A 23,550-nucleotide genomic window follows, 5' to 3' on the forward strand; every position below is an offset into this window, starting at 1 on the left:
ATATTGTCCTCGTTCCGTCGTTTCCGATAGCGATGCTGCTATCTCGCTAGTCCTCCGAACCAGGCGCCGAAATAGCCGGCATAGAGCGCCGGGATTTCGAGGTTCATCGAATGCCCGACACCGGGCACGATCACCAGCCGGCAGTCCGGCATAGCGGCCGCCATGGTCCTCAGGTCAGCCGGCGGGATCCACCCGTCCCGCTCTCCCCACAGCACCAGGTGCGGATGCCGGATTTCGGCCATCCGATGCTCCAGCTCCTTGCTCCCCCACTCGCGGTTGAGGTTGACGGGTGTGCCGATCCAGATGCCCTCGGAGACGCCGAAGGTTTGCTCGAGGATACGCTCGAACAAAAGCTGGATGTCTCCAAGCCCCTCCCGAAACCGCGGCACGGTGTTTGGCGCAAGACTGTCAGGAACGAACAATGAGGATGCCGCCGTCGCCATCACCGCCCGCGTCACCTCCTTGCTCGCCATCATCGCACGGAAGACGCCAATCTGATCGGCATTGAAGGCCATGCCGAGCGGTGTAATCGGATCGAGCGCGAACACCCGCCCGAACCGTTGCGGTTGCATCAGCAGCATCCGTGCCGCGATGATACCCCCGGTGGAATGGGTGGCGAGATGGCAGAACTCGATTCCGAGCGCGTCGAGCGCGGCCAGCAGATCCTGCGCGTGCTGCTGCATCGCGTAGTTGGAATAGTCCGCGGCCGGCTTCGGACGGTCGCTGTCGCCGCAGCCGCGCCAGTCGATGCCGATCACGTGGAGCCCCGCGGGGAATAGCGGTGCGGCGAGCTCGATCCAGTCCTTGCTGGCGAGATTGCCGTGGACGAAGACGACTGTGACGTCGCCTCGTCCCCACTCTCGCCAACCCAACTGGACCTCGCCCGCCTGCACTTTTGGCATGATCGAGGCCTACTTGTTCAAGCCAGCGGTGGGAGCCGCGCCCGGGGGCGTCGGGGCCACCGGCAACGCCGAGACCACGGCGCCCTTGATCATGCGATCCGTGCCCATCGGCGAAGAGGTGTCAACCGTTCCTCTGGTCACGAAATCGACGACGTCGGTCGGGAACTCCACCGGATTGTCGGTGTGAATGAAGTGCCCGGTCTCCGGATAGATTTTCAAAATCGGCCGATTGCCCGCGTTGGTCATGCGCGACATGAACGGCGTGATCGCGTCGCGGCCGAGATCGGTCAATCCGTTGAAGGCCGGCGTCGGAATGAACGGTTCCTTGTCACCGAACGAGAGGAAGATCGGTGCCTTGATCTGCGTGAGCCGCTCGTAGAGGTTCTTCGGATCATCCTGCTGAAGCTCGGCGCCGATGGTGTAAATATCGTAGATGAACACGTTGCACCACTGTTCGAGCTCCCGGGGGTTGCCCTTGATCAGACCGACGCGCTGCTCGGTGTGGAAGCGGGCATATTCGCTGTCGCTGAAGAAGTAGCCGCTCTTAGCCGCCGAGACCACGTTGGTTTCGGGATCGCGCTTCTTGAAGTAGAAGAAGTCGCGAACATTCTGCTCCGAGCGTTTGATCTCGGCGTCGAGGATCCCGGTCGGGCCCCACGTTGCCTTCCACTTCTCGAAGTCGTGGTCAAAGGCCTGATCGAACAATCTCGCCTTCTTGTCCTTGGCGATCGTGATGTCGCGCGGATATTCCTCGAGGCCGGAGGGCGCTTCGAGCGCGAGGCCCTGCACCGCATCCGGCCAGGTCAGGGCATAACCCATCACGAACTGACCACCGAGCGAATGACCGAGATAGTAGGCCTTCTTCACGCCCAACTGGTTGACGACGAGGTCGTAGATCACCTCGCGCATGTCCTGCATGGTGCGGGCCGGGCTCTTGTCGAGATTGCCGGGCCCGGACATGCCGTAGTGCGGCAGATCGGGCGCGATCACGCGTACGCCGCTGCGGAGGGCATATTGCATGACGTTGCCATAATGCCCAGCGAAGGCGCCCTTGCCGTGAATGATGACCAGCACCTTCGGATCCTTGTCGGTGCCGGCATATTCGTCCATGTAGCCGATTTGCCAGGAGCTGCCGCTCTTGTCCTTCGCGTTGGCGTATTTCACCGGATAGGGATAGGTCACGAAATCCTTCCAGAAGGACTTTTTCGGATCGATGTTTTCCGCCACGCCGGGGACGCGGTAGTTCTTGTCCTCGAACTTCTGCGCCCGATCCAGCGCCGCGACGTCATCCATGAAGGCGACGAACTTCGGATCGTTCTTGCGCTGGTTGATGATCGGGAACACACCGTAATGCGCGACCGGGCTTTCCTGTGCGATGAGGTCTGCGCCGGGGACGCGATCCACCGCCTTCTCAGCCAGCTTGAAGTTCAGCCAAAGGTCGTTGGTGATGTGCATCACCAGCGTGCGGGCGCGAATGCGGCCGAGATGGGGATTGATGTTATGGGTCTCCCCGACCCGGTTGCGCCAGACGAGATCGACCGCGTCGTAGAGCTTGGCACGATTGGTGACGTTCAGCCCCGCCTTCTCATTCGGCGGATCCCAATAGAAGATCTCCGGCTGCACGGCTTTCCAGTTCTGGCTCGTGCGGAAGGCGAAGTCGTAGCCCGTCATTCCCAGGATCGACCAGCCGAACGCGACGCCGGGCACCGGATGCTTCTCCTTGGGCAGCTTATAGTAGTCGCCCTTGGTCGCCTGCCAGACGGGATCTGCCTCGATCGCGGCCGTCATCATCTGGAAGGTCCAATTGCCGACGGGATCATCGCCATCCGACTGCGTGGTGCCGCCGATCGGCATGATCGCGCTGACATACTCCGGATGCATGACACCCCAGACGTAGGTCTGGGTGCCCCCCATCGACACGCCGGTCACCAGCGCAGCGCGAGCGATCTTCAGGCCATCGCGCAGCATGCGGTAGTTGGCCTGCACCATGTCATAGTAGCTATATTGTGGAAACTTGATCCCGAGGCCATCGGACGGCTTGCTTGCACCCCAGGTGCCGAGCGGATCCACCATGACGACGTAATAGCGATCGGTATCGATCGGCCGGCCCGGGCCGATGATCGGCACACCACCGGACAAGGCAGCGCCTTTGACCCATTGCTCGTACATGTCAGTGGAGTCGCCGGAATAGTAGGAGTTGATGATCACCGCATTGGTGATTTCGCCGGCCGTATTGCGGCGAGGCGTTCCGACGGCGATGTAGGCGGTGCGCAGTTTGCCGGCCCCGAGAGATTCCAGCGTGATGCCGCCCTCCCCGCCATTCTCCCATTTGGAGGGATCGGCGAGGTCGTACTTGCCGCCGAGCCGGAAGTTCGCAATTTCATAGGTCTTCTTCAGCTCGTCATGCTGCATCTGCGACGAGCGGCGCGTGAATGGCTGCGCAAGCGCAAGCGAAGTGCCGATCAGCAGCAGCACTACACTTACGAGAAAGCGGCGCGTGGCATCACTCCCTTTCATGGCGATATCCTCCGGCAATTGTTCTGATCGAAGGCTAGAAGCGGCTGCACGGCATCCTTTGACTTAACTCAACGGATTGCTGATGCTTTGACCCAGGATGTTGTGGCACCACATTACCCTCGGATTGCCGCAATGCCTTTTCTCAGCCATGGCTCGTATCGGATCCGCTACGAGCTCGACGGCCCAGCCGACGCGCCGGCCTACGTGCTGGTGAATGGTCTGACGCAATATGCCGAGCTTTGGACCGCCTATCGCGATGCGCTCGTCGCTCGCCGATTCCGCGTCGCAACCTTCGATCTGCTCGGTCAGGGCGAATCCGACAAGCCCGCTCTCTTCATCAGCCAGGACGATCAGGTTGCGGCTCTGCACCTGCTGATCCAGGAAGTCGGTGACGGGCCCGTGTTCTTGAGCGGCATCAGCTTCGGGGGCCTGATCGCACTACGCTATGCCGTCGCGCATGGCGGCCGATTGGCCGGGCTTGTGCCAATGAGCTGCTTTGCCGAACTGCCACCGCAACTTTTCCTGCTCGGCAACGCGCTGCGCACCGGCCTGATCCTCGGCGGCACCAGCTACCTGCAGGATCTGCTGCTGCCAATGAATGTCTCGGACCAATGGCTGGCGCCGGTGCTGGACAAGCTCGACAGCGTGAAGAGGCAGGGCTGGCTCGTGAACGATGTCTACGCCCTGCAGAACCTGATGGAATCCTTCCTTGATTTCCAGCCGCTCACGCCGCAACTGCCTTCGATCGGCATACCGACGATGATCCTGAACGGCGAGTTCGACTTCCTCACTCCGCGCGCGCTGCACGAGACGCTGCGCGTTCAGATTCCCAACAGCTCGCTGGTCATCATCCCGCGGGCCTACCATGCCTTCACGCTGGAGAAGCCGGCGCTGACGGCCGATCTGCTCGCCCGCTTCGCTGAGGACGTGTTGGCGGAGCGCTGGCAAGGCAACAAGACGGTCTGGATTGCACCGGATGAGGCGGGCGGCGATCTCGTGCCGTTTCCCACCGGTTATGATCATCTGCGCGCGGTCCCCGTGCAGGGAGCGATCGCATGAGCGCCTTCTTCGGTCCGCTCGATTCCGATGGCCGCGTGCCGGCCCGGCAGCAGACCCGCGTCGCGAGCTTCCTGATCTCAGCCCACGGTGCGCTTGGGCGTCGCTTCGCTCTCGCCTTGCCTCTCAGGTTGGAATCGGCCTGGCAAACCGAATTGAACGCGCAGTTCTACAACGAATCCGAGATCGTTTCCCTGCTCCTGCGTGCAACCCGTTGGATGCCGGACCTCGCCCTGGGCTATCTCGCCGCGGCCTGGGAGACCGCTTGGTTTCCCGCGGCGGCGGATGGCATTCCGGACCATGCGCTGGCACTTGCCGTCGACCTTGCGACCCTCGCTCACGCCATTCACGCTGGCATCCGGCCGGCGGCTCTGCTTCCGGTCGAGGCGAACGCGAACGATCCTTTCGTGATGGCGCTGCGGCGCGTCGAGTTCGAGAGCGGCCGGTTGTTGCAAGCGCAAATCATCTTCCTGAAGGGAGAGAGCCTCGTGCCGTTTCGCGACGCCGTGAGTGCCGCACTCGAACGGCGCCACGCCGAGGTGCGCAAGCTGTGGCGCGAGATACTCGAGGGCATCGACGTTTCGAGCGACGAAAATGGACTGAAGTCTTGACTCAAGTCAAAGGACGACGCTGACCGTCCGCCAACATTCCGCCGACGAACTGACCGGAGTTCCGATCATGAGGGCCGTATCCGTCGAAGAAGCCGTCGCGATGATCCCAACCGGCGCGAGCATCATGGTCGGCGGCTTCATGGGGGTGGGGACACCGGAGCGCCTGCTCGACGAGGTCGTTCGACAGAGGAAGAGCGGCCTCACGATCATCAGCAACGATGCGGCGTTGCCCGGCAAGGGTGTCGGCAAGTTGTTTGACGCGGCGTTGGTTTCGCGGCTGACGGCCACCCATATCGGTCTGAACCCCAAGGCGCAGCAGCAGATGCTCACCAATCAGATCGGGGTCGACCTGATTCCGCAGGGCACTTTCGCCGAACGTATTCGCGCCGGCGGCTGCGGCCTGGGTGGTGTGCTGACACCGACGGGTGTCGGCACGCTGGTCGCGGAAGGGAAGCGCCAGATCGAGGTTGACGGCAGGCCCTATCTGCTCGAGACGGCGCTGCGCGCGCAATTCGCGCTGGTGCACGCCTTCCTCGCCGACTACCTCGGCAATCTCTCCTACGCGCTGACCTCCCGCAATTTCAACCCGGTGATGGCCATGGCGGCCGATACCGTGATTGTGACCGCGGAGCACATCGTTCCCGTTGGCGTCATCGCGCCCGACCACGTCATGACGCCAGCGCCGCTGGTCGACTATCTCATCACCAACGCGAACGGGTGAGGTCATGGACGCACAGGAGATCATCGCTCGCCGTGTCGCGCAGGAGCTCAAGCCGGGCAACCTCGTTAATCTCGGCATCGGCATTCCAACGCTCGTCGCAAACTATGTGTCGCCCGATTTGAAGGTGTTCTTTCAGTCCGAGAACGGGCTAATCGGCACTGGACCCATTCCTGAACAGGGACTGGAGCATCCGCTGCTCACCGATGCCGGCGGAAGGCCGATCAGCGCGCTTCCGGGCGCAAGCACGTTCGACAGCGCAATGTCCTTCGGACTGATCCGCGGCGGCCATGTCGATGTCACCGTGCTCGGCGGCCTGCAGGTTGACGCAGGCGGTCACCTCGCCAACTGGATGATCCCTGGCAAGATGGTGCCCGGCATGGGTGGCGCCATGGATCTGGTGAGCGGGGCCAAACGGGTCATCGTCGCCATGCAACATGCAGCGAAGGGCAAGTCGAAGATCGTCAAGCAGTGCAACCTGCCGCTGACGTCCAGCCGGCCCGTAAGCCTGGTGGTCACCGACCTCGCGGTGATCGGCTTTCCCGACGGGAAAGCCACCCTGATCGAGACCGCCCCCGGCGTCAGCGTCGGCGAAGTCATGGCGGTCACGGAAGCTGAGCTGGTTGTCGGCGACAGGGTCCCCGAAATGAAGATATGAGTGGATGAAGCGGCATGCGTATATTCAGCGACTTCAAGGAAATCAAAGCGGCCGTCGGCACCGAAATCGGGGTTAGCGACTGGATCGAGATCACCCAGGAGCGGATCAACCAGTTTGCGGAAGCGACCTGCGACGAGCAGTGGATTCACGTCGATCAGGAGCGTGCCAGCAAGGAGATGCCCGGCGGCAAGACCATCGCCCACGGGCTGTTGTCGCTCGCGCTCGCGCCGCTGTTCATTCGATCCGTGATCGGGCTGAAAGGCCTGCGCAACACGCTCAACTACGGCGCGGACCGGATCCGCTACCTGGCGCCCGTGCCGGCAGGATCCAAGTTGCGAGGACGCGTGACCGTCGCGGAAGCCGAGGACGTACCACCCGATGGCCTGCGCGTGAACTATCATCTCGTGATCGAGATCGAAGGCGGCAAGAAGCCGGCCTGTATCGCCGAGCTGATCGCGCTGCATTATCGCTGAGACACCGTGGACCTCACGCGCCAGTCAGTAATGGCGTCTGGTGCCGTAATTATCGCTGCCGAAAGGACGCCTTTGCACCGGCGCGAAGTACGGATTTACCTCACACATGGCCGCACGGCCGGACGCTGACGCCCGACATTGCGGCATCGATGTGTAGCTGCAATCAATCCACTCCCCGCCGTCTAGAGACCCCTCATATAGTTTCATGCAGACTGGATATCGAGGGTCATAGGTCTGAGCCTGCCCTGACAAAGAGCCGATGACCAGCAACACCATGCCTAGTAGGGCGATACGCATCCTATCTCCAGCACTCTGCCTAGCCCACGCTTAATCGATGATGTGATAGCCGCCATCGATGTACAGCACCCCGCCGGTCATCAGCTTGGCGCCGTCGAGCGCCAGGAACGCGGTAGCATTGCCGACATCGTCGATGCTCACCAGGCTCCGCGCCGGCGCCTTCGATTGCGCCTTGTCCATCAACTCGTCGAACTCGGGAATGCCCGAGGCCGCACGGGTGGCCAACGGTCCCGGCGAAATCGCATGAACCCGAATGCCCTTCGGGCCCAGCTCGGCCGCCGCATAACGAACCGCAGATTCCAGCGCCGCTTTCGCCACCCCCATGATGTTGTAATTCTCGACCACCATCTGGCTGCCATAATAGGTCATGGTGAACATCGTGCCGCCGTTCTTCATCAGCGGCTCGGCCAGATGGGCCATCCGCAGGAAGGACCAGCAGGAGACCTCCATGGTCTTGAGGAAGCCCTCGCGGCCGACGTCGACGACACGGCCGTGCAGCGCTTCCTTGGGCGAGAAGGCGATCGAGTGCAGCAGGAAGTCGAGCTGCCCCCACTCCTTCGCGATTCTCTCGAAGACCTGCTCGGTCTGGCCTTCCGCCATGACGTCGAGCGGCATGAAGATCGGCGCCTCCAGCGCCTGCGCCAGCGGCTCGACGTGCTTCTTGGCACGATCGTTCAGATAGGTCACCGCGAGCTCGGCACCGAGCGCGCGGAACGCCCTGGCGCAGCCCCAGGCGATGGACTGATCGTTGGCAATGCCGACGACGAGCCCCTTCTTGCCTTTCAGGGCCACCTTGGTCTCCGGATAGACGGGAATCATGACACCCTCTCTTGTCTGGGGTTGCTCGATGGTGTGTTCATCAGCAGCGACAGCGTATGCTGCGCAATCATCAGCTCTTCATCGGTCGGCACCACGTAGACCGGAATGAGACTGCCGGTCTGCGAGATCAGCCGGGCGTGGCGTGAGTTTTGAATGGGATCGAGCGCGACTCCGAGCCAAGCGAGCTGCTCGGCCACGCGGGCGCGAACGGTTGCAGAATTCTCGCCGATCCCGGCCGTGAAGACGAAGGCATCGAGACCTTGCAGAGCGGCCGCCAGCATGCCGGCGTTGAGGCCGATCCGATAAGCGAAATAGTCGATCGCGAGCTTGGCCTTGGGATCGTCACTCTTCTCCAGCTCGCGCATGTCGTTGCTGACACCGGAGAGGCCCTTCAAGCCGCATTCGCGATAGAGGAAGTCCTGCACGCTCGCGGCTGACATGCCCTTCTCGGCCATGAGGTAGAGCACCACGCCGGGATCGAGCTGTCCCGGCCGCGTTCCCATTGGCAGACCGTCCAGCGCGGTGAAACCCATCGTGCTCTCGACGCTCCGCCCGTCCTTCATCGCGCACATGGACGCGCCGCTGCCGAGGTGAGCAACGATCACCCGGCGCTTTGCGATTTCTGGGGCTACGCTGGGCAGCGTCCTCGCAATGTACTCATAGGATAGCCCGTGAAAGCCATAGCGCCGCACGCCCTCAGCATGAAGCTGGTGCGGAATCGCGTAGTAGTCCGCCAGGGCACCATGCGTGCGGTGAAATGCGGTGTCGAAGCAGGCTACCTGCGGTAGCGTCGGGAAGTTCGCCAGGATCGAGCGGATCGGCGACAGGTTGTGGGGTTGGTGGAGCGGTGCGAGATTGATGAAGCGCTCCAGCCGGGCCACCACGCCGTGGTCGATCAGGACCGGCCTATCGTAGTCGGGGCCGCCATGAACCACCCGATGTCCGACCGCAATCGGGTGAATGCGAAGCTCCTCGCGCAGCCACGCGCCAGCGACGCCCATTGCAGTCGAGACGTCCGGCACCGCCTCAATCGGGTAAGCGCGGTCGGCCAAGGGATCGCCCGCCCCGCCGCTTGCCTTAAGCCGCGGACGGCTGCCGATGCCGTCCATCTGGCCCTTGATCTGCCGCCGCAGCCGGCCCTCGCCCTCGACCGAGAAAATCTGGAACTTGACACTCGAAGAGCCGGCGTTGACGACGAGGATCGTATCCATGGCGATCACGCAGCTATTGTGGGAGCATGCTGGCGGCGCGCGTTGGCATAAAGCGACGCCACGGCGCAGGAAGCCATCCGCGCGCGCGGCGTATCGGCTCGCGAAGTCAGGACGACCGGCACCCGGGCGCCGAGCACGATGCCGGCCCCATCGGCCTTGGCGAAATAAGCAAGATTCTTTGCCAGCATGTTGCCGGCCTCGAGATCGGGAACGACGAGGATCTGCGCCCGGCCGGCGACCTCGGACTTGATGCCCTTGATGCGCGCCGCCTCAGGGTCGATCGCATTGTCGAACGCCAGCGGGCCGTCGAGTACACCGCCGGTGATCTGGCCGCGGTCGGCCATCTTGCAGAGCGCAGCCGCCTCGATGGTCGATGGAATCTTGGAGGTGACGGTCTCGACCGCCGACAGAATGGCGACGCGCGGCGCCGCGCCGAAGCCAGCCTGCGTGTAGAGATCGATCGCATTCTGGATGATGTCGCGCTTGGCATCGAGGTCGGGAAAGATGTTGATGGCGGCGTCCGTCACGAACAAGGTTTCGGCATAGGCCGGTACATCCATCACGAACACATGGCTGATGCGGCGATTGGTGCGCAGGCCTCCGGCCTTCGCGGTGACTGCCCGCATCAGCTCGTCCGTATGCAGGCTGCCCTTCATCAGCATCTCGCCCTTGGCGGCGTGAATCAGCTCGACCCCTTTGGCGGCAGCGTCCTCGCTGTGTGCGGCATCGACGATCTCGAAGCCCGAGATGTCGAGATCGAACTTTCTGGCGGCATCCCTGACCTTGCCTTCAGGGCCGACCAGGATGGGCCGGATGATGCCGGCCTGTGCGCTGTCGACGGCCCCACGCAGCGAAGTCTCGTCGCAGGGATGCACCACGATGGTTGGGACCGGAGGAACGGCCCTGGCTGCCGCGATCAGCCGATCGTACTTGCTGGACGATTGCGATTGCCCGGTTTCCGCTGCCATGACGTTGCTCCCGATCCACTTAACGGCCGCTACGAAGCTCTCGCCTGGTCGAAAGGGGCAACGTTGTTCGCGCTCCCTTCTCCCGCATCGACGCCAAGAAGCGCCCCAATCCGCTGAAGGCGGTTCGCAGGTTCACCCAAAACCGCGCCGCTGGCGGACAGCACGTCCCGTATGGACCCGAACAGAGTCCGGCGCTGATTGACGTCATCGGGCAAAAGCTTCGGAATGGCTGCAAGCGCACCTTCCTGGTCCAGCAGCAGCATGAAGAACTGCTCACGAACCAGCATCTTGAACTCGGCCAGCGACAGGCGAGGCCCTGCATAATCACGCCGAACCCGGCGCAGCGCCTCGATGCTGCGCTCGTCGACCATTCCGCGGGCCGAGCCGATGTAAAGCAGGCTTCGGATGGCCGCCTCGCGCGGGCCGCCTTCGCCGATCCTGGACCTCAGCTTGGCGATGCGCGCCTCCAGCATGGCCCGGTGCTCGGCGGACATCTCCCGCCGGCGCGAGAGCTCCGATTTCGGATCGATCCCGAGCGCTGCCTGCAGGGCCGGCGAGCCGTAGAGATTGAGAAAGACCGTCTCACTCAGCGCTTCCGTTGCGTCGCGCCAGCTATCGAGTGCGTGGACGATCTGTTTGGACATTTGCTCCTGGAACGCCAGGAACGGGTTATCCTTCGACACCGGCTTGCGCTTGTCCTCGATCTCCTCTGCCGCAGACTTGACGGTGGCCATCAGCGGGTTCTGGCTGCTGAAGGCCTCGTACTGCAGCCGCAATGGATGCAGGTTGCGCATCGTCTCCGCCAATTGCGGGCTCACGACCTTCTTGATCCAGGGCTGGACGAACTTCCGGTAGGCCGCCAGATTGATCTCGGAAACGCTCTTGGCGGCGGCGAAACGCCGCTCGTCCTCCGGCGAATTGCTGCCCATCGCCCGAATGTCATCGAGCGTCCGCGCCTCGCAGCGCATGACCCACTTGCCGACGACGAGATCGGAGCTCGTCGTCTCCTCGTCCTTGGCCTCGAAGGTCGCCTCATAGAGCCCCGGCGGCAGCACATCGATCAGATCGATGTTTTCCGAGAATTCCGCATGCTCTTTCTTGGCGACGCCGCCGGAAACGAAAATACCGAGATGGCCGACGCTCTGGTGGACGGTATAGACGATGGTCTGCCCATAGGCCCTGATCTCGTCGACATCAGCGTAGCAATCCAGAATCCAGTCCAGCGCCTGCTGCGGGGGTGTGACGTTGTCACCCTCGGAACAGAACACCAGAATGGGCGATCGAATGTTTCGGAGATCGACCTTCTGGCCGTCGGACATCTCGATCTTGCCCGCGGCCAGGTTGTTGCCGATGAACAATTCATCGACGATGAATTGGATTTCCTCGGCATTCAGATTGACGTGGCCGCCCCACCAGCGCTCGAATTCGAGATAGCGGTCCGCTTCGGTGTCGACCTTGGAATAGACGTTGTACTGCTTGGTCCAGAGCGTGTTCGACGGATTCTGGTTCTCGAAGTTCTGCACCAGCCAGGCGCCGTCGAACTTGCCGGCGCCGAGATCACTGGCAAGCGCGGTCAGCCAGCTTCCCCCCAGCAGTCCGCCCGAATAGCGCATCGGATATTTGCCGTGCACTCCGGCCCAATAGGCCAGCGGCGCGCCGGCGATGATGATCGGCCCGAACAGCTCCGGCCGCAACGACGCCAGGATCATCACGGCCCAGCCGGCCTGGCAATTGCCGATGACGCACGGTTTGCCGTCGGCCTTGGGATGCAGACTGATGACCTTCTCGATGAACAGCGCCTCGGCGCGGGCAATGCGCTCGATGGTCTGCCCCGGCATCGGCTCGGGCAGGAAGCCGATGAAATAGCAGGGGTGCCCCGCTTTCATCGCGACGCCGATCTCACTGTCGGCCTTGAAGCCGCCGATGCCGGGGCCGTGTCCGGCGCGTGGATCGACCACGATGAACGGCCGCCGCTCGGAATCGATCTCGACGCCCTTCGGCGGAATGATGCGGACCAATGCGTAGTTGACCGGCTCGTCGAGCTTGCGGCCGTCAATGATCAGCTCGGCGGCATATTGCAGGACGTGCGGAGCGGTCTGCGCGACGTGCTCGCGATATTGGTCTCCCCGTCGGCGCATAATGTCCAGGAACAGCACGCTTCGCTGTCCCGCGTCGACCAGATATTCGACCGCCGAGGCCACGAGCCCGGACAGGGGGCCACCCGGTAGATTTTGAGTTTCCATCGACATGTTCTGACCTCTCTCGTCCGCGCATCCATTGAGAGCCGCGGAGCGACGGGATACGTTGACTTAGGTCAACGGTCGGCCTGATCGAGACAGCGTCAGCAGACCTGCCGTGGTGACGTCGGGTTGAAGCCGACGGCGAGCACCATCAACTCCTCTCCCGGGAGAAGCTGGCGCAGCGTCCTCACGGGCGCACCTCGCCCCCGTCCTTCTTGAGCCAGATGTTGATGCTCACCAGCAGCACCCAGAACGGGAAGACGACGAGGCTCCAGTCGATGTAGTAGCTTCCGATGAGAAGGATAGCAGCGACCGCATATCCGCCATAGGCGAGCCAACGCGGCGTGAGCCCCGTGTAGAGGGCGATGGTCGACGTCGTCATCATGAACACGGAGGCGGTCTTGACGAGGTAGATGTTCACCATTCCGTAGGCCAGGCCGCGGCCGAAATGAAAGGTCGCGGAATTGATCAGCACATTCGGCGCCGCGTGGAAGGCCAGAATGACGGCGCCGATGACAGCGGCGGCGGCAAACAACATCGCGAGCAATAGCACAGCGCTGCCGAAGAAAATCGTCGCAAAGAACTGGTCCTCGCGCTCGCCGAGCCGGTCGCGCAGAAAGCCGACGAACCACAGGAAGGCCACGCCTGCGAAGGGCACCAGGTTCAATGCCAAGGCGACGTTGCTGGTCCCGCCATGCAGCCACGCACCCGGCTCGAGCGGATCGGCCGGCACGGACCGCCGCATCAGCCAGAACACCGCGAGAAGCAGCAGCGAAAACAGAATCCCCGCCGCGGCCGCCACGCGCGGAGCTCGCAATTTCGCCCGCGTCAATCCGGTTGCTTGCGTGATCACGAGACCGCCCGCCCCTTTTCGTCCGAGGCTGCCGGGCTCGCCAGGCCGTGGTGATGCGACAAGCCGAGACCCTGCCGATCCTCGATGCGGGCCGCGGCGCGGTCCTGCGCATCGAAGCTCGACCGCTCGATCCCGGAATCGAGATGACCGAGGTAATCGCGAACGAGTTTCGCGCGGTCTCCATCGACGCACTCGGCGAGCTCGGCGAGCGCGGCGCGCAGGCGGCGCATCACCTGGATGGAGGTCGACCCGAACTGCCGGATCTCGTCGAAGGCCAGCGCGAGGTAGTCCTCCCAGGTCGGCATCCGATAGATCACTCTTAGAACGCCATCCTCATCGAAGGCCTGACAGGCATCCAGGTCACATTTGGCCAGCCGCCGCAGCAGATCCTCGATCTGGTCGATGGCCTGCACGGCGGTCGTGGGGTCGTTGATGGCCGGAGACAGCGCCTTGATCGCGACATCGACGAGAAGCCGCATCGCATATTTCGGGTCCTGCTCGAAAGTGCGCTGCTCGTCGAGATGAACGCATGCACTCAGCTCCTTCTCCATCACGAGACTATTGGCTCCGTGAGCATGCAGGATCACGCTGTCTTCGAGCAGCGTGTCCCCGACGCCGCACTCTATCATGATGAGACCGTCCATCCGGCAGGCAAGGCCAACCAGCCCGGCGATGTCGATCGACGTCACCGACTGCGGATTGCCGATATGCTTAACCGTCAGCGCCGGCGCACAGGTGGGTCGTTGCGCTGGCGCGGCGTTGCCGGACGTGCGCCACGGGACCGCCTGGTACGCGCTGACGATGACCTGCCGGCCGATATCGCCCAGCGCCTGCAGCACCCGTATGATCTGGAGATTGTTCAAACGCTGGACGAGTTGCGCAAGCATCAACACGCTGGCGACCAGCATGGCCGCGACGATCGCGGCTGAAAGAAATGGCACGCCTTGAGCACCCTGGCGATCGACCCAGGCCAGCGTGGCGAGACTGTACATGAACGTCGCGACGAACATGCCGAGCGAGTGAAACAGCAGCCGGTCGCGCGCGAACCAGACGACCAGGCGGGGCGAATAGACCACGGCGTTGAACTGGACCAGCACGAAGGCGATCGAGAACACGATGCCGGTCAGCGCCATCATGCCCGAGGCAACTGCCGACAAATAGGCCTGTGCGGAGGAGGTCGACAGGTTGAGACTGACGGCCAGGAACGTCGCTTCCAGGCGCGGCACCAGGAAGCCAGCGGCGACGCTCGCAATCGCATAGAGCGTGGGTATCAGCCAAAGCTGCATGCCGCCTCCTTTCACGATGCCCGAATGCCGTCTGGACGGCCGGGCAAGCGACAGCATCCCCGCGCCTTGCGGTCGGTTTGTTGATCTTGATCAACGGTGCCTGACGCAAGCATGGATCAATGAGGGCTCATCGGGCGGACGAAGCGCTCGTCGCGACGGCGCGCCGCGCGCAACGAAGATTGGACCATGAATTCCGCCGCCGATCACGCGCCCTCCTTCGAGACCGCCACCAGCCAGTGGATTCACGTCGTCGGCATCGGCATCGAAATTTTCGGGGTGTTCATCATCGTCATCGGGATCATCTGGTCGGCGCGATACATTTTTGGACAAAACGTCGAGTCCCGCTACGACAGCTATAAGATCAGCATAGGACGATCGCTGTTGCTCGGCCTCGAAGTGCTGGTTGCCGCCGATATCGTGAAGACGATTGCGATCGAGCTGACCTTCGTGAGCCTCGGCCTGCTGGCCGGATTGGTCGTGGTCCGCACCTTCCTGAGCTGGACGCTGACGCTGGAGATCGAAGGCCGCTGGCCTTGGCAGCCGGAGCGCGAGGCCGCGGACCGGGCCCGAGGTCGATAAGAGCAGTTCCCCAATTAGGTGTTTGCTGGCTTTCTAATATCGCTGGCCCCAAGGACAGAGTTGCTTTGGCTATCGAATACCGAGCCATGAACGTCGGGAGCCTCTTACCTTTTGCTTCCGGAGGGACGTAACTCCCGTCGTCTCCATGCCGTACAATTTCTCCCCTGGGAATCTCGCTCGGTGCCAGACGATTTTTTCAACCGGAAAGTGCCGTTATGCCTGATCGCAGCCGCTGACCTTCACCTCGTTCGGCCGCCATGGTGGCGCAACCGAATCGATGGGCTCCGGGCTGACCGAGCTGGAGCTGATGAAAAAGGGCCAGTGGTCGTCAACCAGAGCGATGGTGAACTACCTGCACGGCGACGACGAAGCCAAGCAGCAGAGTCAGCTCAAGCGGATCAGGAAGCGCGGGAAGTGGGCTTGATCGCTCGTGGGCGGCTTGCGAACAGACCGCGAAAATTTGTCGGAAGTGATTCAGCCCGGCTTGTCGGAAGTCGGAATCGTTCGCGGGTTAAATAACTGAAAAGATTGGAGCGGGTGAAGGGAATCGAACCCTCGTATTCAGCTTGGAAGGCTGCTGCTCTACCATTGAGCTACACCCGCGCTACGGGCTCCCTAACACGGCCGGGCGGCGGTCTCAACTGCCGAGGACGCCGCTTTCCGGCGTGTCCTCAACCTTGCGAGTGGCCCTGGTTCCTTCCGGACCCGCCGCCCCTTAACAGCGGCGGCAATGCCGCCTATATTGAAGCCTTCCGAAACCAATGAAAGGAGGTGATCCAGTGTCTCTTACCAAGCGCTGTCACCTCGCTGGGGTCGCCCGCTAAGCTCTGAATAAAGGCTTGGCATCGGGGCGCTCTCAGCCCTGGACCAGCGAGCACGAGATCGGGCGCGACGGGGCTTCCCCGCCGCGCCTTTTTCGTCGGTCGCGCGGCTCAGGCCGGCGACTCGCTCGCAAGCACCTCTCGAATCTTCTCCGACAGCTCCGACTTCCGGTAGGGCTTTCCGAGCAACGCGACGCCGGGATCCAGATGCCCTTCGTGGACGATGGCATTGTCGGTGTAACCGGAGGTGAAAAGCACCCTCACGCCGGGCCGGCGCAGCCGGACGGCGTCGGCCAATTCCCGCCCGTTCATGCCGCCGGGCATGATGACGTCCGTGAACAGGAGATCGAATTTGGCGCCTTGGGCGACCAGCACCAGCGCCGATGCGCCGTCGCCGGCCACGAGCGTGCGATAGCCGAGGCTGCCGAGTTGGGCAATGACATAGCCCTGCACCAGCGGATCGTCCTCGACCACGAGGATCGTCTCTTGCCCACGTGCCGTGACGAGCGGCTGAACCGGCGCCGTCCTGGCCGGTGCCTCGCCCTTCGACCGCGGCAGGAACAGCCGCATCACCGTGCCAACTCCCTCCTCGCTCTCGACGGCGACGGTGCCGCCGGTCTGGCGTGCAAAGCCGTAGACCATGCTGAGCCCGAGCCCAGTGCCGCGACCGACGCCCTTGGTGGTGAAGAACGGCTCGAATACCCGCTCGCGGATGTCGGCCGGGATGCCGTGGCCGGTGTCGCTGACCGCGATCATCACGAAGGCGCCGCGCACGGCATCACCGCTCGTGTCGTCGAGCTCCCGGTTTGCGGTCTCGAGGGTGAGCCTGCCGCCCCCCGGCATCGCGTCACGTGCATTGACGGCGAGGTTGACGATCGCGGAGGAGAGCTGCGAGGGATCGGCCATCGCGGACCAGGCGTCGTCGGCGAGCCGCGTCTCGATCTCGATATGCTCGCCGAGGGTCGGCTTGAGCAGCTTGACGGTCTCGACCACGAGGGCGTTGACGTCGATCTCGCGCGGTTCCAGCGGTTGGCGGCGCGCGAAGGTCAGGAGCTGCGAGGTGATCTCCGCGCCGCGCGCGGCCGCATCGTCGATCAACTGCGCGATCGCGGCGAGCTCTGGCTTGTCCGCGAGCCCGTCCCGGATGATCTCGATGGTGCCGGTGATGACCGTGAGCACGTTGTTGAAATCGTGCGCGACGCCGCCGGTGAGCTGGCCGATCGCGTCCATTTTCTGGGACTGGCGCAGCCGCTCCTCGGTCTCGTGCTGCGCGGTGAGGTCGGTCGCCGACCCGCGATAGCCCATGAAGCGTCCGTCGGCGGCGAAGATCGGCTGGCCGTTGACGCTGAAATGATGCATCCGCCCGGCAGTGTCGCGCCCGCGATATTCGAACTTCCGGAACGGCTCGTGACGGTCCAGCGTTGCCAGGTGCGCGCGCCATTTCTCGGGCTCGGCGTCGGGTCCGAACGCGGCATCGGTGCGGCGCTTGCCGATCAGCGCTTTGGGGTCCATGCCGAAGGCAGCCACCCGGTCGGAGATGTAGGTGAAGCGATGATCCGGACCGGTCTCCCAGAACCAGTCGGAGGCCGTCTCGGCATAGTCGCGGAAACGCTGTTCGCTCGCCCGCGCGTCCTCTTCGGCGCGTCGGCGGATGCTCAGGTCGCGCTCGAGACTTGCATTGGCCTCGCGCAGCTCTCCATAGGCCCGCTCGAGGTTGGCGCACATGGCGTTGAAGGCGTCGACCATCTTGTCCAGCTCGTCGGCATCGTAGGGCGCTCGGCGCTCGAGGCGCAAAGGCGGCGGCGGCCGCGCCAGGTTGTATTTGCTGACGAACTCGGCGATGGCGACCAGATGCCGCGTCACCAGCAGATGGACCATGTAGATGATGAACAGCGAGACCAGGAATGTCTTCGCTGCCTGGCTCACCAGAATGACCAGCGCCCGGTTGAGCAGATGCTGATAGACGTCGGCCAGCGTCGCCTCGACGTGGAGCACGCCGATCTCCCGTGCGGCCCCCTGCGCGCTGTAGTTCAAGGGATAGTCGCGCGTCACCGCCGAGCGGGCGCTGGGCTCGCCGACCGCAAGACGGATCGGATTGGGACGATCGGCGATCTCGCGCACCTCGGCGGAACGGATGTCGGGCAGCCGCAGGATGCCGTCGAGCTGGAGCTTGAGCTGGTTCTGGTCGAGATTCCACAGGCTCTCGCCGAGGCTGTCGGTCGTGCTGCGGCCGATCTCGTCGAGACGCGTCTCGATGAGCCCGACCTCGCGGTCGTAATCGAGATAGAGCTGGAGCGCCGTCAGCGTCAGCGTCACGGCGGAAGAGAACAGCAGCACGGCGGCGAGCAGCCGCGGCCCGACGCCGCTGCGCGACCAGTTGAAGAGCCGCGACAGCAGCGATGCGAACATCGGAGGCGCGAGCACGGCGCCGATGCCGGTCAGACCGGGCTTCGCAGCCGCCGGCGCGATGGCGGGGCTGCGCTTGGGGTCCTCGTCACCTGCGTTGGCCATGCACCACGTCCCCGAAATGGCGGCTCTGCTCCGGTCCACCGGCTGCAATCTCGAGCCATCCAAGAGTTGAGACGCCTGCCTCGTCACCCGATGCGCGCAATCACCCTTTCGGCCCTTGGGCGGATTGAGGTCGACGGGTCATGTCTTGCGCCCAACAGCAGGATTCCGGCGCAAACTACCACTCCGCATGCTAGAATAACATCGGTGAAAGTCCGGAGTCGCTCGCAGGGCAAGCGGTAACAATTGCCGGCCCCCGGGTGCCCACTTCCGGTAGATCGCGCGGGCGTCCGAACCCAGTGGTAGCAATGCACGACCGAAGGAAACGCTTGATGTGGCGGCTAGTCTTCGCTTGCCTGTCATTGCTCGCGGCCGGTCCGTCGGAGGCGCAGGACTTGATCCGGCTGGCGCGCATCGCCGACATCCCCGATCAATATGTCGGCGGCGAGATGCTGCGGGCTGTCTACGCCAAGCTGAACATCAGGCTGGAGTTCGAGGACGTCCCCGGCAAGCGCGCGCTCGCGCTGTCGAGCGCCGGCGCGGTCGACGGCGAGATCCAGCGGATCGGAACCCTCTCGCGCGACTACCCGACGCTGATCCAGGTCACGCCGGCGATCAACTACATCGAGCCCGCAGTATTCACGACCAAACTCCGGTTCGACGTCGCCGGCTGGGATTCGATCAGAGACTACAGCATCGGCATCGTCCGCGGCGTCGGCTCTTCGGAGGCGGGCACGCGCGGCATGGCCCGCGTCACCGCGACCACCAGCCTCGACAACATGGTCAGGATGCTCGACGCCGACCGTTTCGACGTGATGGTCACCGACCTCTTCAGCGGGCTTGCCGCGGTGAGGAAACTCAATCTGCAGGCCAGGATCTACCCGCTCGCGCCGCCGCTCGAGCGGATCCACATCTACCATTACCTGCACGAACGACATCGCGATCTGGTGCCGAAGGTCGGCAAGGTGATCGCTCAGATGGAGGCGAGCGGCGAATTGGCGGCGCTGCGCGAGGCCTTGGTCAAGCAAGTCCTCGGCACCCAATGACGGCCGTGCGTCAGCCGGTGCGAAGCCGCTCGCGGAGCGCGACGGCTGCGATCAGCATGCCGACGCACCAGGCCACGACTGCGCGGTGAGGCTCTCCGCCGAGCAGCACGGTGAAGAGGCTCGTCAGCAGGCAGGGCACGATGGCCTTCCCCTTCCGGCTCGTCAGTGCGAGCAGGAACGGCATCGCCGCGATCGACATTTGCAGGACGTCCATGCTGGAAACGGTGTCGTCAGGCTTCAGAAGCCGCAGACGCCGAGTGCACGCGCGCGCTTACCGCGCCGGCTTTCCACGATGCGCTCGCCGCCATTCTCGGCCGAGCTGCCGTAATAGCGATGATGGCCGCTTTGGTCGTGCAGATCGGCCGTTTCCGATTGTCCGGCCCGACGCGCGTCGCAGATGATCTTGCAAACCGTCTTTATCGTGTGGCCCGACATTGCCGCCTCCAGCAGAAATCTTGTTGTTTGTGGTCATCAGTCGCGACCGCTTCCGGCGGCGTTCACGCGGCAAGGGCGCAATCGGGTTTCGGGACGGTTTCGTCGCTTGCGGGCCACGCAATATTTTGCTTCGGGATTGTCGGCACCACCTGCGGTGCTACGTCCTTGGGATCTGTGCAGGAAAACAACGAGGTGACGATGCTGTACGCCATCCTGGCCTACCATGTGGAAGACGAGCTCTTGTCCTGGACGCCGGAGCAGGACGCTGCGGTCGTGGCCAAGGTCATCGAAGTCCAGGCACCCTTGCGGGCAAGCGGACAGTTTGGGCCGGCCGCCCGCCTGGATGAGACCCGAAAGGCCCGCACCTTGCGTGGCCCGGGCGCGGGCATGGTGCTTGACGGCCCGTTTGCCGAGACCAAGGAGCAGCTTCTGGGCTTCCACCTGATGGAATGCTCCACCGAGGAGGAGGCGATCGCGGCGGCGCGGAAGCTGCGTGCGGTTAATCCGACCGCGGTCTACGAAATCCGCCCGGTCAAGCTTTACGTGCCGGCCGATGGGTTCGGCGCGACGTCCGGGTGAGGCCCAGCCTCACGCGCTCGGCCCGGTCCGCGCACCGTAGAAGCGCTGGATCACGAGCCCGCCGAAGGCGATGAACCAAACGAAAGGCGCGACGCGGGGCGCGAACGCCGCCACGATCGTGCCCGGAATGAACACCAGCAGCGGAAACAGCGAGGCCATCATCTCCTGTCGCCAGCCGCCGAGGATGGTCCACCACAGCCAGGCGTTGAGGCCGGCGATCGCGGTCAGGTGCAGGCCGTAGAGCACCGCGACCGCGCTGCTCATGCCGTAATTGGTGTAGAGGCCGTTGGTCACCGGCAGCAGCACGATCGAGAGCAGGAAGAACAAATTCAGGATCACCCCGCCGCGGCTGCCGACGGGCTGACGCGCCAACCGGCGGTGATGGCTGATCCAGAACACGCCCGCGATGATGAAGCTGAGCGCAAAGCCGGCGAGCTTGCCGGAATAGACGTGGGCGAGATCGCCCCAGCCGGGCGGGCTGGTGAACACCGCCGCCTTGGGCAGGTCATAGGCCAGCAGCGTCATGGCGACACCAAAGATGGTGTTGCTCAGCGATTCCAGCCGCCGCATCTCGAACTGGTCGGGCTTGAGCTCGGTCATGTCGGCATGCGCTGCTGGAACTTCGGGCCGTCTTCCCCTAAATCCTAATTCCGGTTCCGTCCAGCCGCATTGCGATTCGCCCCGAGATCGCCGACTCTCGCCCTTTCACCGGGGCGATTCGTGGCGACATATCTGGACACGCTCAATGCGGAGCAGCGCCGCGCCGTGGAGCATGGCGTGGCCGATGGCGCGACCGTGGGCGCTCCCCTGCTCGTCATTGCCGGCGCCGGCTCCGGCAAGACCAACACGCTGGCCCACCGCGTTGCGCATCTGATCGTCGCGGGCGCCGATCCCCGCCGCATCCTCCTGATGACGTTCTCCCGCCGGGCCGCGGCCGAGATGGCCGGCCGCGTCGAGCGCATCGCCCGCAAGGTGCTGGGCGAGAACAACGCCGCGATCATGCGCGATGCGCTGACCTGGGCCGGCACCTTCCACGGCATTGGCGCGCGTCTGTTGCGCGAATATGCCGAACGGATCGGCGTCGATCCTTCGTTCACCATCCACGACCGCGAGGATTCCGCCGACCTGATGAATCTGGTCCGGCACGAGCGCGGTCTGTCGAAGACGGAGAGCCGCTTTCCGGCCAAGGGCACCTGCCTGTCAATCTACTCGCGCTGCGTCAATGCCGAGATGGAGATCGAGAAGGTGCTCGGCCAACACTATCCCTGGTGCGCGGGCTGGGCCGCGGAGTTGAAGGGCCTGTTCGCGGCCTACGTCGAGGCCAAGCAGGCCCAGCACGTGCTCGATTACGACGACCTCCTGCTGTACTGGTCGCAGATGATGAGCGATGCGCCGATCTCGGAAGAAATCGGCGGCCGCTTCGATCACGTGCTGGTCGACGAATACCAGGACACCAACCGCCTGCAATCCTCGATCCTCTTGGCGCTGAAGCCCGACGGACGCGGACTCACCGTGGTCGGCGACGACGCGCAGTCGATCTATTCGTTCCGCGCCGCCACCGTGCGCAACATCCTGGACTTCCCGCAAAGCTTCTCGCCGCGCGCCGAGCTCATCACGCTCGACCGCAACTACCGCTCGACGCAAACCGTGCTGGCGGCGGCCAACGGCGTCATCGGGCTTGCGCGCGAGCGGTTCACCAAAAACCTCTGGACCGACCGCACCGCCTCGCACAAGCCGCAGCTCGTCACCGTCCACGACGAGGCCGACCAGGCGCGCTATATCGTCGAGGAGGTGCTGGCGAACCGCGAGCAAGGCGCGCTGCTCAAGCACCAGGCGGTGCTGTTCCGGACGTCCTCGCATTCCGGCCCGCTGGAGATCGAACTCACTCGCCGCAACATTCCTTTCGTCAAGTTCGGCGGGCTGAAATTCCTCGACGCAGCTCACGTCAAGGACGTGCTGGCGCTGCTGCGCTTTGCCGAGAATCCGCGCGACCGCGTCGCCGGTTTCCGCATCATGCATCTCTTGCCAGGCATCGGGCCTGCCACCGCGCAGCGCGTGCTCGACCAGATGGCGGAGAGCACCGATCCGCTTCACACGCTCGGCCAGCTCCCGGTGCCCGCACGCACCGGCGCGGACTGGACCGACTTCGTCCGCACCGTGGAGAACCTGCGCTATTCGGAATGGCCGGTCGATCTCGAACGCGTGCGGCTCTGGTACGAACCGCATCTCGACCGCATCCACGAGGATTCGGAGACGCGCCGCGCCGACCTGATGCAGCTCGAGCAGATCGCGAGCGGCTATGCCAGCCGCGAAAAATTCCTGACCGAGCTCACGCTCGATCCGCCGGATGCGACCAGCGACAAATCCGGGCCGCCCTTGCGCGACGAGGATTATCTGATCCTCTCCACCATCCACTCCGCCAAGGGCCAGGAGTGGAAGTCGGTGTTCGTGCTCAACGTCGTCGACGGCTGCATGCCGTCCGATCTCGGCGCTGGCACCAGCGCCGAACTGGAAGAGGAGCGCCGGCTGCTCTATGTCGCGATGACGCGCGCCAAGGACGATCTGCACCTCGTCGTTCCCCAGCGCTTCTTCACCCACGGCCAGGCCGCCAAGGGCGACCGCCACGTCTACGCCTCGCGCACCCGCTTCATCCCGGAGCAGCTGGTCCATCTGTTCGAGCGCACCGCCTGGCCGAAGGCCTCGGCGGGGGCGGCGCGATCCGCGGCGCAGGGCCCGAAGATCGACATCGGGGCACGGATGCGCGGGATGTGGCGGTAGTGGCTGGAGCGAGATGAGATCAGCCTCGATTGCAGCAACGACGGAGGTGCGCTCCCTCCCCCGCTTGCGGGGGAGGGTTGGGGAGAGGGTGTCTCCGCAACGGGACACCCCCCAGAGGAGACAACCCTCACCCGGCGCGCGGGACGATGCTCCGCATCGCCCGGGACGCGCCGACCTCTCCCGCAAGCTTGCGGG

23 protein-coding genes and 1 tRNA gene are annotated in these 23,550 nt (G+C 63.9%); 10 read left to right on the forward strand and 14 right to left on the reverse strand.

Features of this window, described 5'->3' with window-relative positions; genetic code table 11:
- Positions 1-38: 38 nt before the first annotated feature.
- Positions 39-902: an alpha/beta fold hydrolase gene (locus XH84_RS37790; RefSeq protein WP_128919562.1), complete on the reverse strand. Its 864-nt coding sequence runs from the start codon at positions 900-902 to the stop codon at positions 39-41.
- Between the two features lie 9 nt (positions 903-911).
- The gene (locus tag XH84_RS37795; RefSeq protein WP_128919561.1) at positions 912-3,419 is read right to left on the reverse strand and encodes an alpha/beta hydrolase; all 2,508 of its coding nucleotides are present in this window, start codon (positions 3,417-3,419) and stop codon (positions 912-914) included.
- Positions 3,420-3,551: 132 nt separating this feature from the next.
- Here XH84_RS37795 and XH84_RS37800 point away from each other — a divergent pair, with 132 nt between their 5' ends.
- The 5 genes from XH84_RS37800 (at position 3,552) to XH84_RS37820 (ending at position 6,935) form a co-directional block, all read left to right on the forward strand.
- Positions 3,552-4,478, forward strand: a complete 927-nt coding sequence (locus tag XH84_RS37800; RefSeq protein ID WP_128919560.1) for an alpha/beta fold hydrolase — start codon at positions 3,552-3,554, stop codon at positions 4,476-4,478.
- 152 nt (positions 4,479-4,630) lie between these two features.
- Positions 4,631-5,086, forward strand: coding sequence for a hypothetical protein (locus XH84_RS37805; protein WP_245471997.1), 456 nt, complete (start codon positions 4,631-4,633; stop codon positions 5,084-5,086).
- Positions 5,087-5,153: 67 nt separating this feature from the next.
- Positions 5,154-5,807, forward strand: a complete 654-nt coding sequence (locus XH84_RS37810) for a CoA transferase subunit A (protein ID WP_128919558.1) — start codon at positions 5,154-5,156, stop codon at positions 5,805-5,807.
- Positions 5,808-5,811: 4 nt separating this feature from the next.
- Complete coding sequence (locus XH84_RS37815) at positions 5,812-6,462, forward strand: 3-oxoacid CoA-transferase subunit B (RefSeq protein ID WP_128919557.1); 651 nt, start codon at positions 5,812-5,814, stop codon at positions 6,460-6,462.
- A gap of 14 nt (positions 6,463-6,476) precedes the next feature.
- Positions 6,477-6,935 (forward strand): MaoC family dehydratase, encoded by a 459-nt coding sequence (locus tag XH84_RS37820; protein ID WP_128919556.1) that lies wholly within the window; start codon positions 6,477-6,479, stop codon positions 6,933-6,935.
- 24 nt (positions 6,936-6,959) lie between these two features.
- On the opposite strand, the gene XH84_RS37825 is transcribed toward XH84_RS37820, so the two are convergent.
- From XH84_RS37825 to XH84_RS37855, 7 genes are all read right to left on the reverse strand, one after another.
- A complete protein-coding gene (locus tag XH84_RS37825; RefSeq protein ID WP_128919555.1) occupies positions 6,960-7,232 on the reverse strand; it encodes a DUF3551 domain-containing protein in 273 nt (90 codons plus the stop codon).
- Between the two features lie 30 nt (positions 7,233-7,262).
- Positions 7,263-8,051, reverse strand: a complete 789-nt coding sequence (gene fabI, locus XH84_RS37830; protein WP_128919554.1) for an enoyl-ACP reductase FabI — start codon at positions 8,049-8,051, stop codon at positions 7,263-7,265.
- Positions 8,048-9,262 carry an acetate/propionate family kinase gene (locus XH84_RS37835; RefSeq protein ID WP_128919553.1) on the reverse strand — a complete coding sequence of 405 codons (1,215 nt, stop codon included), beginning with the start codon at positions 9,260-9,262 and terminating at the stop codon, positions 8,048-8,050. The genes fabI and XH84_RS37835 overlap by 4 nt, the downstream gene beginning before the upstream one ends.
- Positions 9,263-9,267: 5 nt before the next feature.
- Positions 9,268-10,230: a phosphate acetyltransferase gene (locus XH84_RS37840; protein WP_128919552.1), complete on the reverse strand. Its 963-nt coding sequence runs from the start codon at positions 10,228-10,230 to the stop codon at positions 9,268-9,270.
- A gap of 29 nt (positions 10,231-10,259) precedes the next feature.
- Complete coding sequence (locus XH84_RS37845; RefSeq protein ID WP_128919551.1) at positions 10,260-12,479, reverse strand: DUF3141 domain-containing protein; 2,220 nt, start codon at positions 12,477-12,479, stop codon at positions 10,260-10,262.
- 178 nt (positions 12,480-12,657) lie between these two features.
- On the reverse strand, positions 12,658-13,323 hold the full coding sequence (locus XH84_RS37850) for a hypothetical protein (RefSeq protein ID WP_128919550.1): 666 nt from the start codon (positions 13,321-13,323) through the stop codon (positions 12,658-12,660).
- Entirely contained in the window at positions 13,320-14,609 is a 1,290-nt protein-coding gene (locus tag XH84_RS37855) for a DUF2254 domain-containing protein (protein ID WP_164936272.1), read from the reverse strand. Before XH84_RS37855 ends, XH84_RS37850 begins: the two co-directional genes overlap by 4 nt.
- A 186-nt stretch (positions 14,610-14,795) precedes the next feature.
- Between XH84_RS37855 and XH84_RS37860 the strand changes: the two genes are divergently transcribed.
- Positions 14,796-15,188 (forward strand): DUF1622 domain-containing protein, encoded by a 393-nt coding sequence (locus tag XH84_RS37860; protein WP_128919548.1) that lies wholly within the window; start codon positions 14,796-14,798, stop codon positions 15,186-15,188.
- A 277-nt stretch (positions 15,189-15,465) separates the two neighbouring features.
- Positions 15,466-15,612, forward strand: coding sequence for a hypothetical protein (locus XH84_RS37865; RefSeq protein ID WP_181769324.1), 147 nt, complete (start codon positions 15,466-15,468; stop codon positions 15,610-15,612).
- A 105-nt stretch (positions 15,613-15,717) separates the two neighbouring features.
- Here the strand turns inward: XH84_RS37865 and XH84_RS37870 are convergent.
- Positions 15,718-15,791, reverse strand: a tRNA-Gly gene (locus tag XH84_RS37870).
- A gap of 329 nt (positions 15,792-16,120) precedes the next feature.
- Positions 16,121-18,520 carry an ATP-binding protein gene (locus XH84_RS37875; RefSeq protein ID WP_128919547.1) on the reverse strand — a complete coding sequence of 800 codons (2,400 nt, stop codon included), beginning with the start codon at positions 18,518-18,520 and terminating at the stop codon, positions 16,121-16,123.
- Between the two features lie 329 nt (positions 18,521-18,849).
- Between XH84_RS37875 and XH84_RS37880 the strand changes: the two genes are divergently transcribed.
- Complete coding sequence (locus XH84_RS37880) at positions 18,850-19,563, forward strand: substrate-binding periplasmic protein (protein WP_164936271.1); 714 nt, start codon at positions 18,850-18,852, stop codon at positions 19,561-19,563.
- A 10-nt stretch (positions 19,564-19,573) separates the two neighbouring features.
- Here XH84_RS37880 and XH84_RS37885 read toward each other — a convergent pair whose 3' ends face one another.
- Complete coding sequence (locus XH84_RS37885) at positions 19,574-19,777, reverse strand: hypothetical protein (RefSeq protein WP_128919545.1); 204 nt, start codon at positions 19,775-19,777, stop codon at positions 19,574-19,576.
- A gap of 23 nt (positions 19,778-19,800) precedes the next feature.
- A complete protein-coding gene (locus XH84_RS37890) occupies positions 19,801-19,998 on the reverse strand; it encodes a hypothetical protein (RefSeq protein ID WP_128919544.1) in 198 nt (65 codons plus the stop codon).
- 198 nt (positions 19,999-20,196) lie between these two features.
- On the opposite strand from XH84_RS37890, the gene XH84_RS37895 reads away from it, so the two are divergent.
- Positions 20,197-20,577: a YciI family protein gene (locus XH84_RS37895; protein ID WP_128919543.1), complete on the forward strand. Its 381-nt coding sequence runs from the start codon at positions 20,197-20,199 to the stop codon at positions 20,575-20,577.
- A gap of 9 nt (positions 20,578-20,586) precedes the next feature.
- Here XH84_RS37895 and XH84_RS37900 read toward each other — a convergent pair whose 3' ends face one another.
- A complete protein-coding gene (locus XH84_RS37900; protein ID WP_128919542.1) occupies positions 20,587-21,177 on the reverse strand; it encodes a TMEM175 family protein in 591 nt (196 codons plus the stop codon).
- A 120-nt stretch (positions 21,178-21,297) separates the two neighbouring features.
- Between XH84_RS37900 and XH84_RS37905 the strand changes: the two genes are divergently transcribed.
- A complete protein-coding gene (locus XH84_RS37905) occupies positions 21,298-23,355 on the forward strand; it encodes an ATP-dependent helicase (RefSeq protein ID WP_128919541.1) in 2,058 nt (685 codons plus the stop codon).
- The last annotated feature ends 195 nt before the right edge of the window (positions 23,356-23,550 follow it).

Source organism: Bradyrhizobium nanningense (genome assembly GCF_004114535.1).
Lineage (GTDB): Bacteria > Pseudomonadota > Alphaproteobacteria > Rhizobiales > Xanthobacteraceae > Bradyrhizobium > Bradyrhizobium nanningense.

Coding starts and splice junctions, on each gene's coding strand:
- XH84_RS37790 (WP_128919562.1), bottom strand. CDS start 902: ATGCCAAAAGTGCAGGCGGGCGAGGTCCAGTTGGGTTGGCGAGAGTGG.
- XH84_RS37795 (WP_128919561.1), bottom strand. CDS start 3,419: ATGAAAGGGAGTGATGCCACGCGCCGCTTTCTCGTAAGTGTAGTGCTG.
- XH84_RS37800 (WP_128919560.1), top strand. CDS start 3,552: ATGCCTTTTCTCAGCCATGGCTCGTATCGGATCCGCTACGAGCTCGAC.
- XH84_RS37810 (WP_128919558.1), top strand. CDS start 5,154: ATGAGGGCCGTATCCGTCGAAGAAGCCGTCGCGATGATCCCAACCGGC.
- XH84_RS37815 (WP_128919557.1), top strand. CDS start 5,812: ATGGACGCACAGGAGATCATCGCTCGCCGTGTCGCGCAGGAGCTCAAG.
- XH84_RS37820 (WP_128919556.1), top strand. CDS start 6,477: ATGCGTATATTCAGCGACTTCAAGGAAATCAAAGCGGCCGTCGGCACC.
- XH84_RS37825 (WP_128919555.1), bottom strand. CDS start 7,232: ATGCGTATCGCCCTACTAGGCATGGTGTTGCTGGTCATCGGCTCTTTG.
- fabI (WP_128919554.1), bottom strand. CDS start 8,051: ATGATTCCCGTCTATCCGGAGACCAAGGTGGCCCTGAAAGGCAAGAAG.
- XH84_RS37835 (WP_128919553.1), bottom strand. CDS start 9,262: ATGGATACGATCCTCGTCGTCAACGCCGGCTCTTCGAGTGTCAAGTTC.
- XH84_RS37840 (WP_128919552.1), bottom strand. CDS start 10,230: ATGGCAGCGGAAACCGGGCAATCGCAATCGTCCAGCAAGTACGATCGG.
- XH84_RS37845 (WP_128919551.1), bottom strand. CDS start 12,479: ATGTCGATGGAAACTCAAAATCTACCGGGTGGCCCCCTGTCCGGGCTC.
- XH84_RS37855 (WP_164936272.1), bottom strand. CDS start 14,609: ATGCAGCTTTGGCTGATACCCACGCTCTATGCGATTGCGAGCGTCGCC.
- XH84_RS37860 (WP_128919548.1), top strand. CDS start 14,796: ATGAATTCCGCCGCCGATCACGCGCCCTCCTTCGAGACCGCCACCAGC.
- XH84_RS37865 (WP_181769324.1), top strand. CDS start 15,466: ATGGGCTCCGGGCTGACCGAGCTGGAGCTGATGAAAAAGGGCCAGTGG.
- XH84_RS37875 (WP_128919547.1), bottom strand. CDS start 18,520: ATGGCCAACGCAGGTGACGAGGACCCCAAGCGCAGCCCCGCCATCGCG.
- XH84_RS37880 (WP_164936271.1), top strand. CDS start 18,850: ATGTGGCGGCTAGTCTTCGCTTGCCTGTCATTGCTCGCGGCCGGTCCG.
- XH84_RS37885 (WP_128919545.1), bottom strand. CDS start 19,777: ATGGACGTCCTGCAAATGTCGATCGCGGCGATGCCGTTCCTGCTCGCA.
- XH84_RS37890 (WP_128919544.1), bottom strand. CDS start 19,998: ATGTCGGGCCACACGATAAAGACGGTTTGCAAGATCATCTGCGACGCG.
- XH84_RS37895 (WP_128919543.1), top strand. CDS start 20,197: ATGCTGTACGCCATCCTGGCCTACCATGTGGAAGACGAGCTCTTGTCC.
- XH84_RS37900 (WP_128919542.1), bottom strand. CDS start 21,177: ATGACCGAGCTCAAGCCCGACCAGTTCGAGATGCGGCGGCTGGAATCG.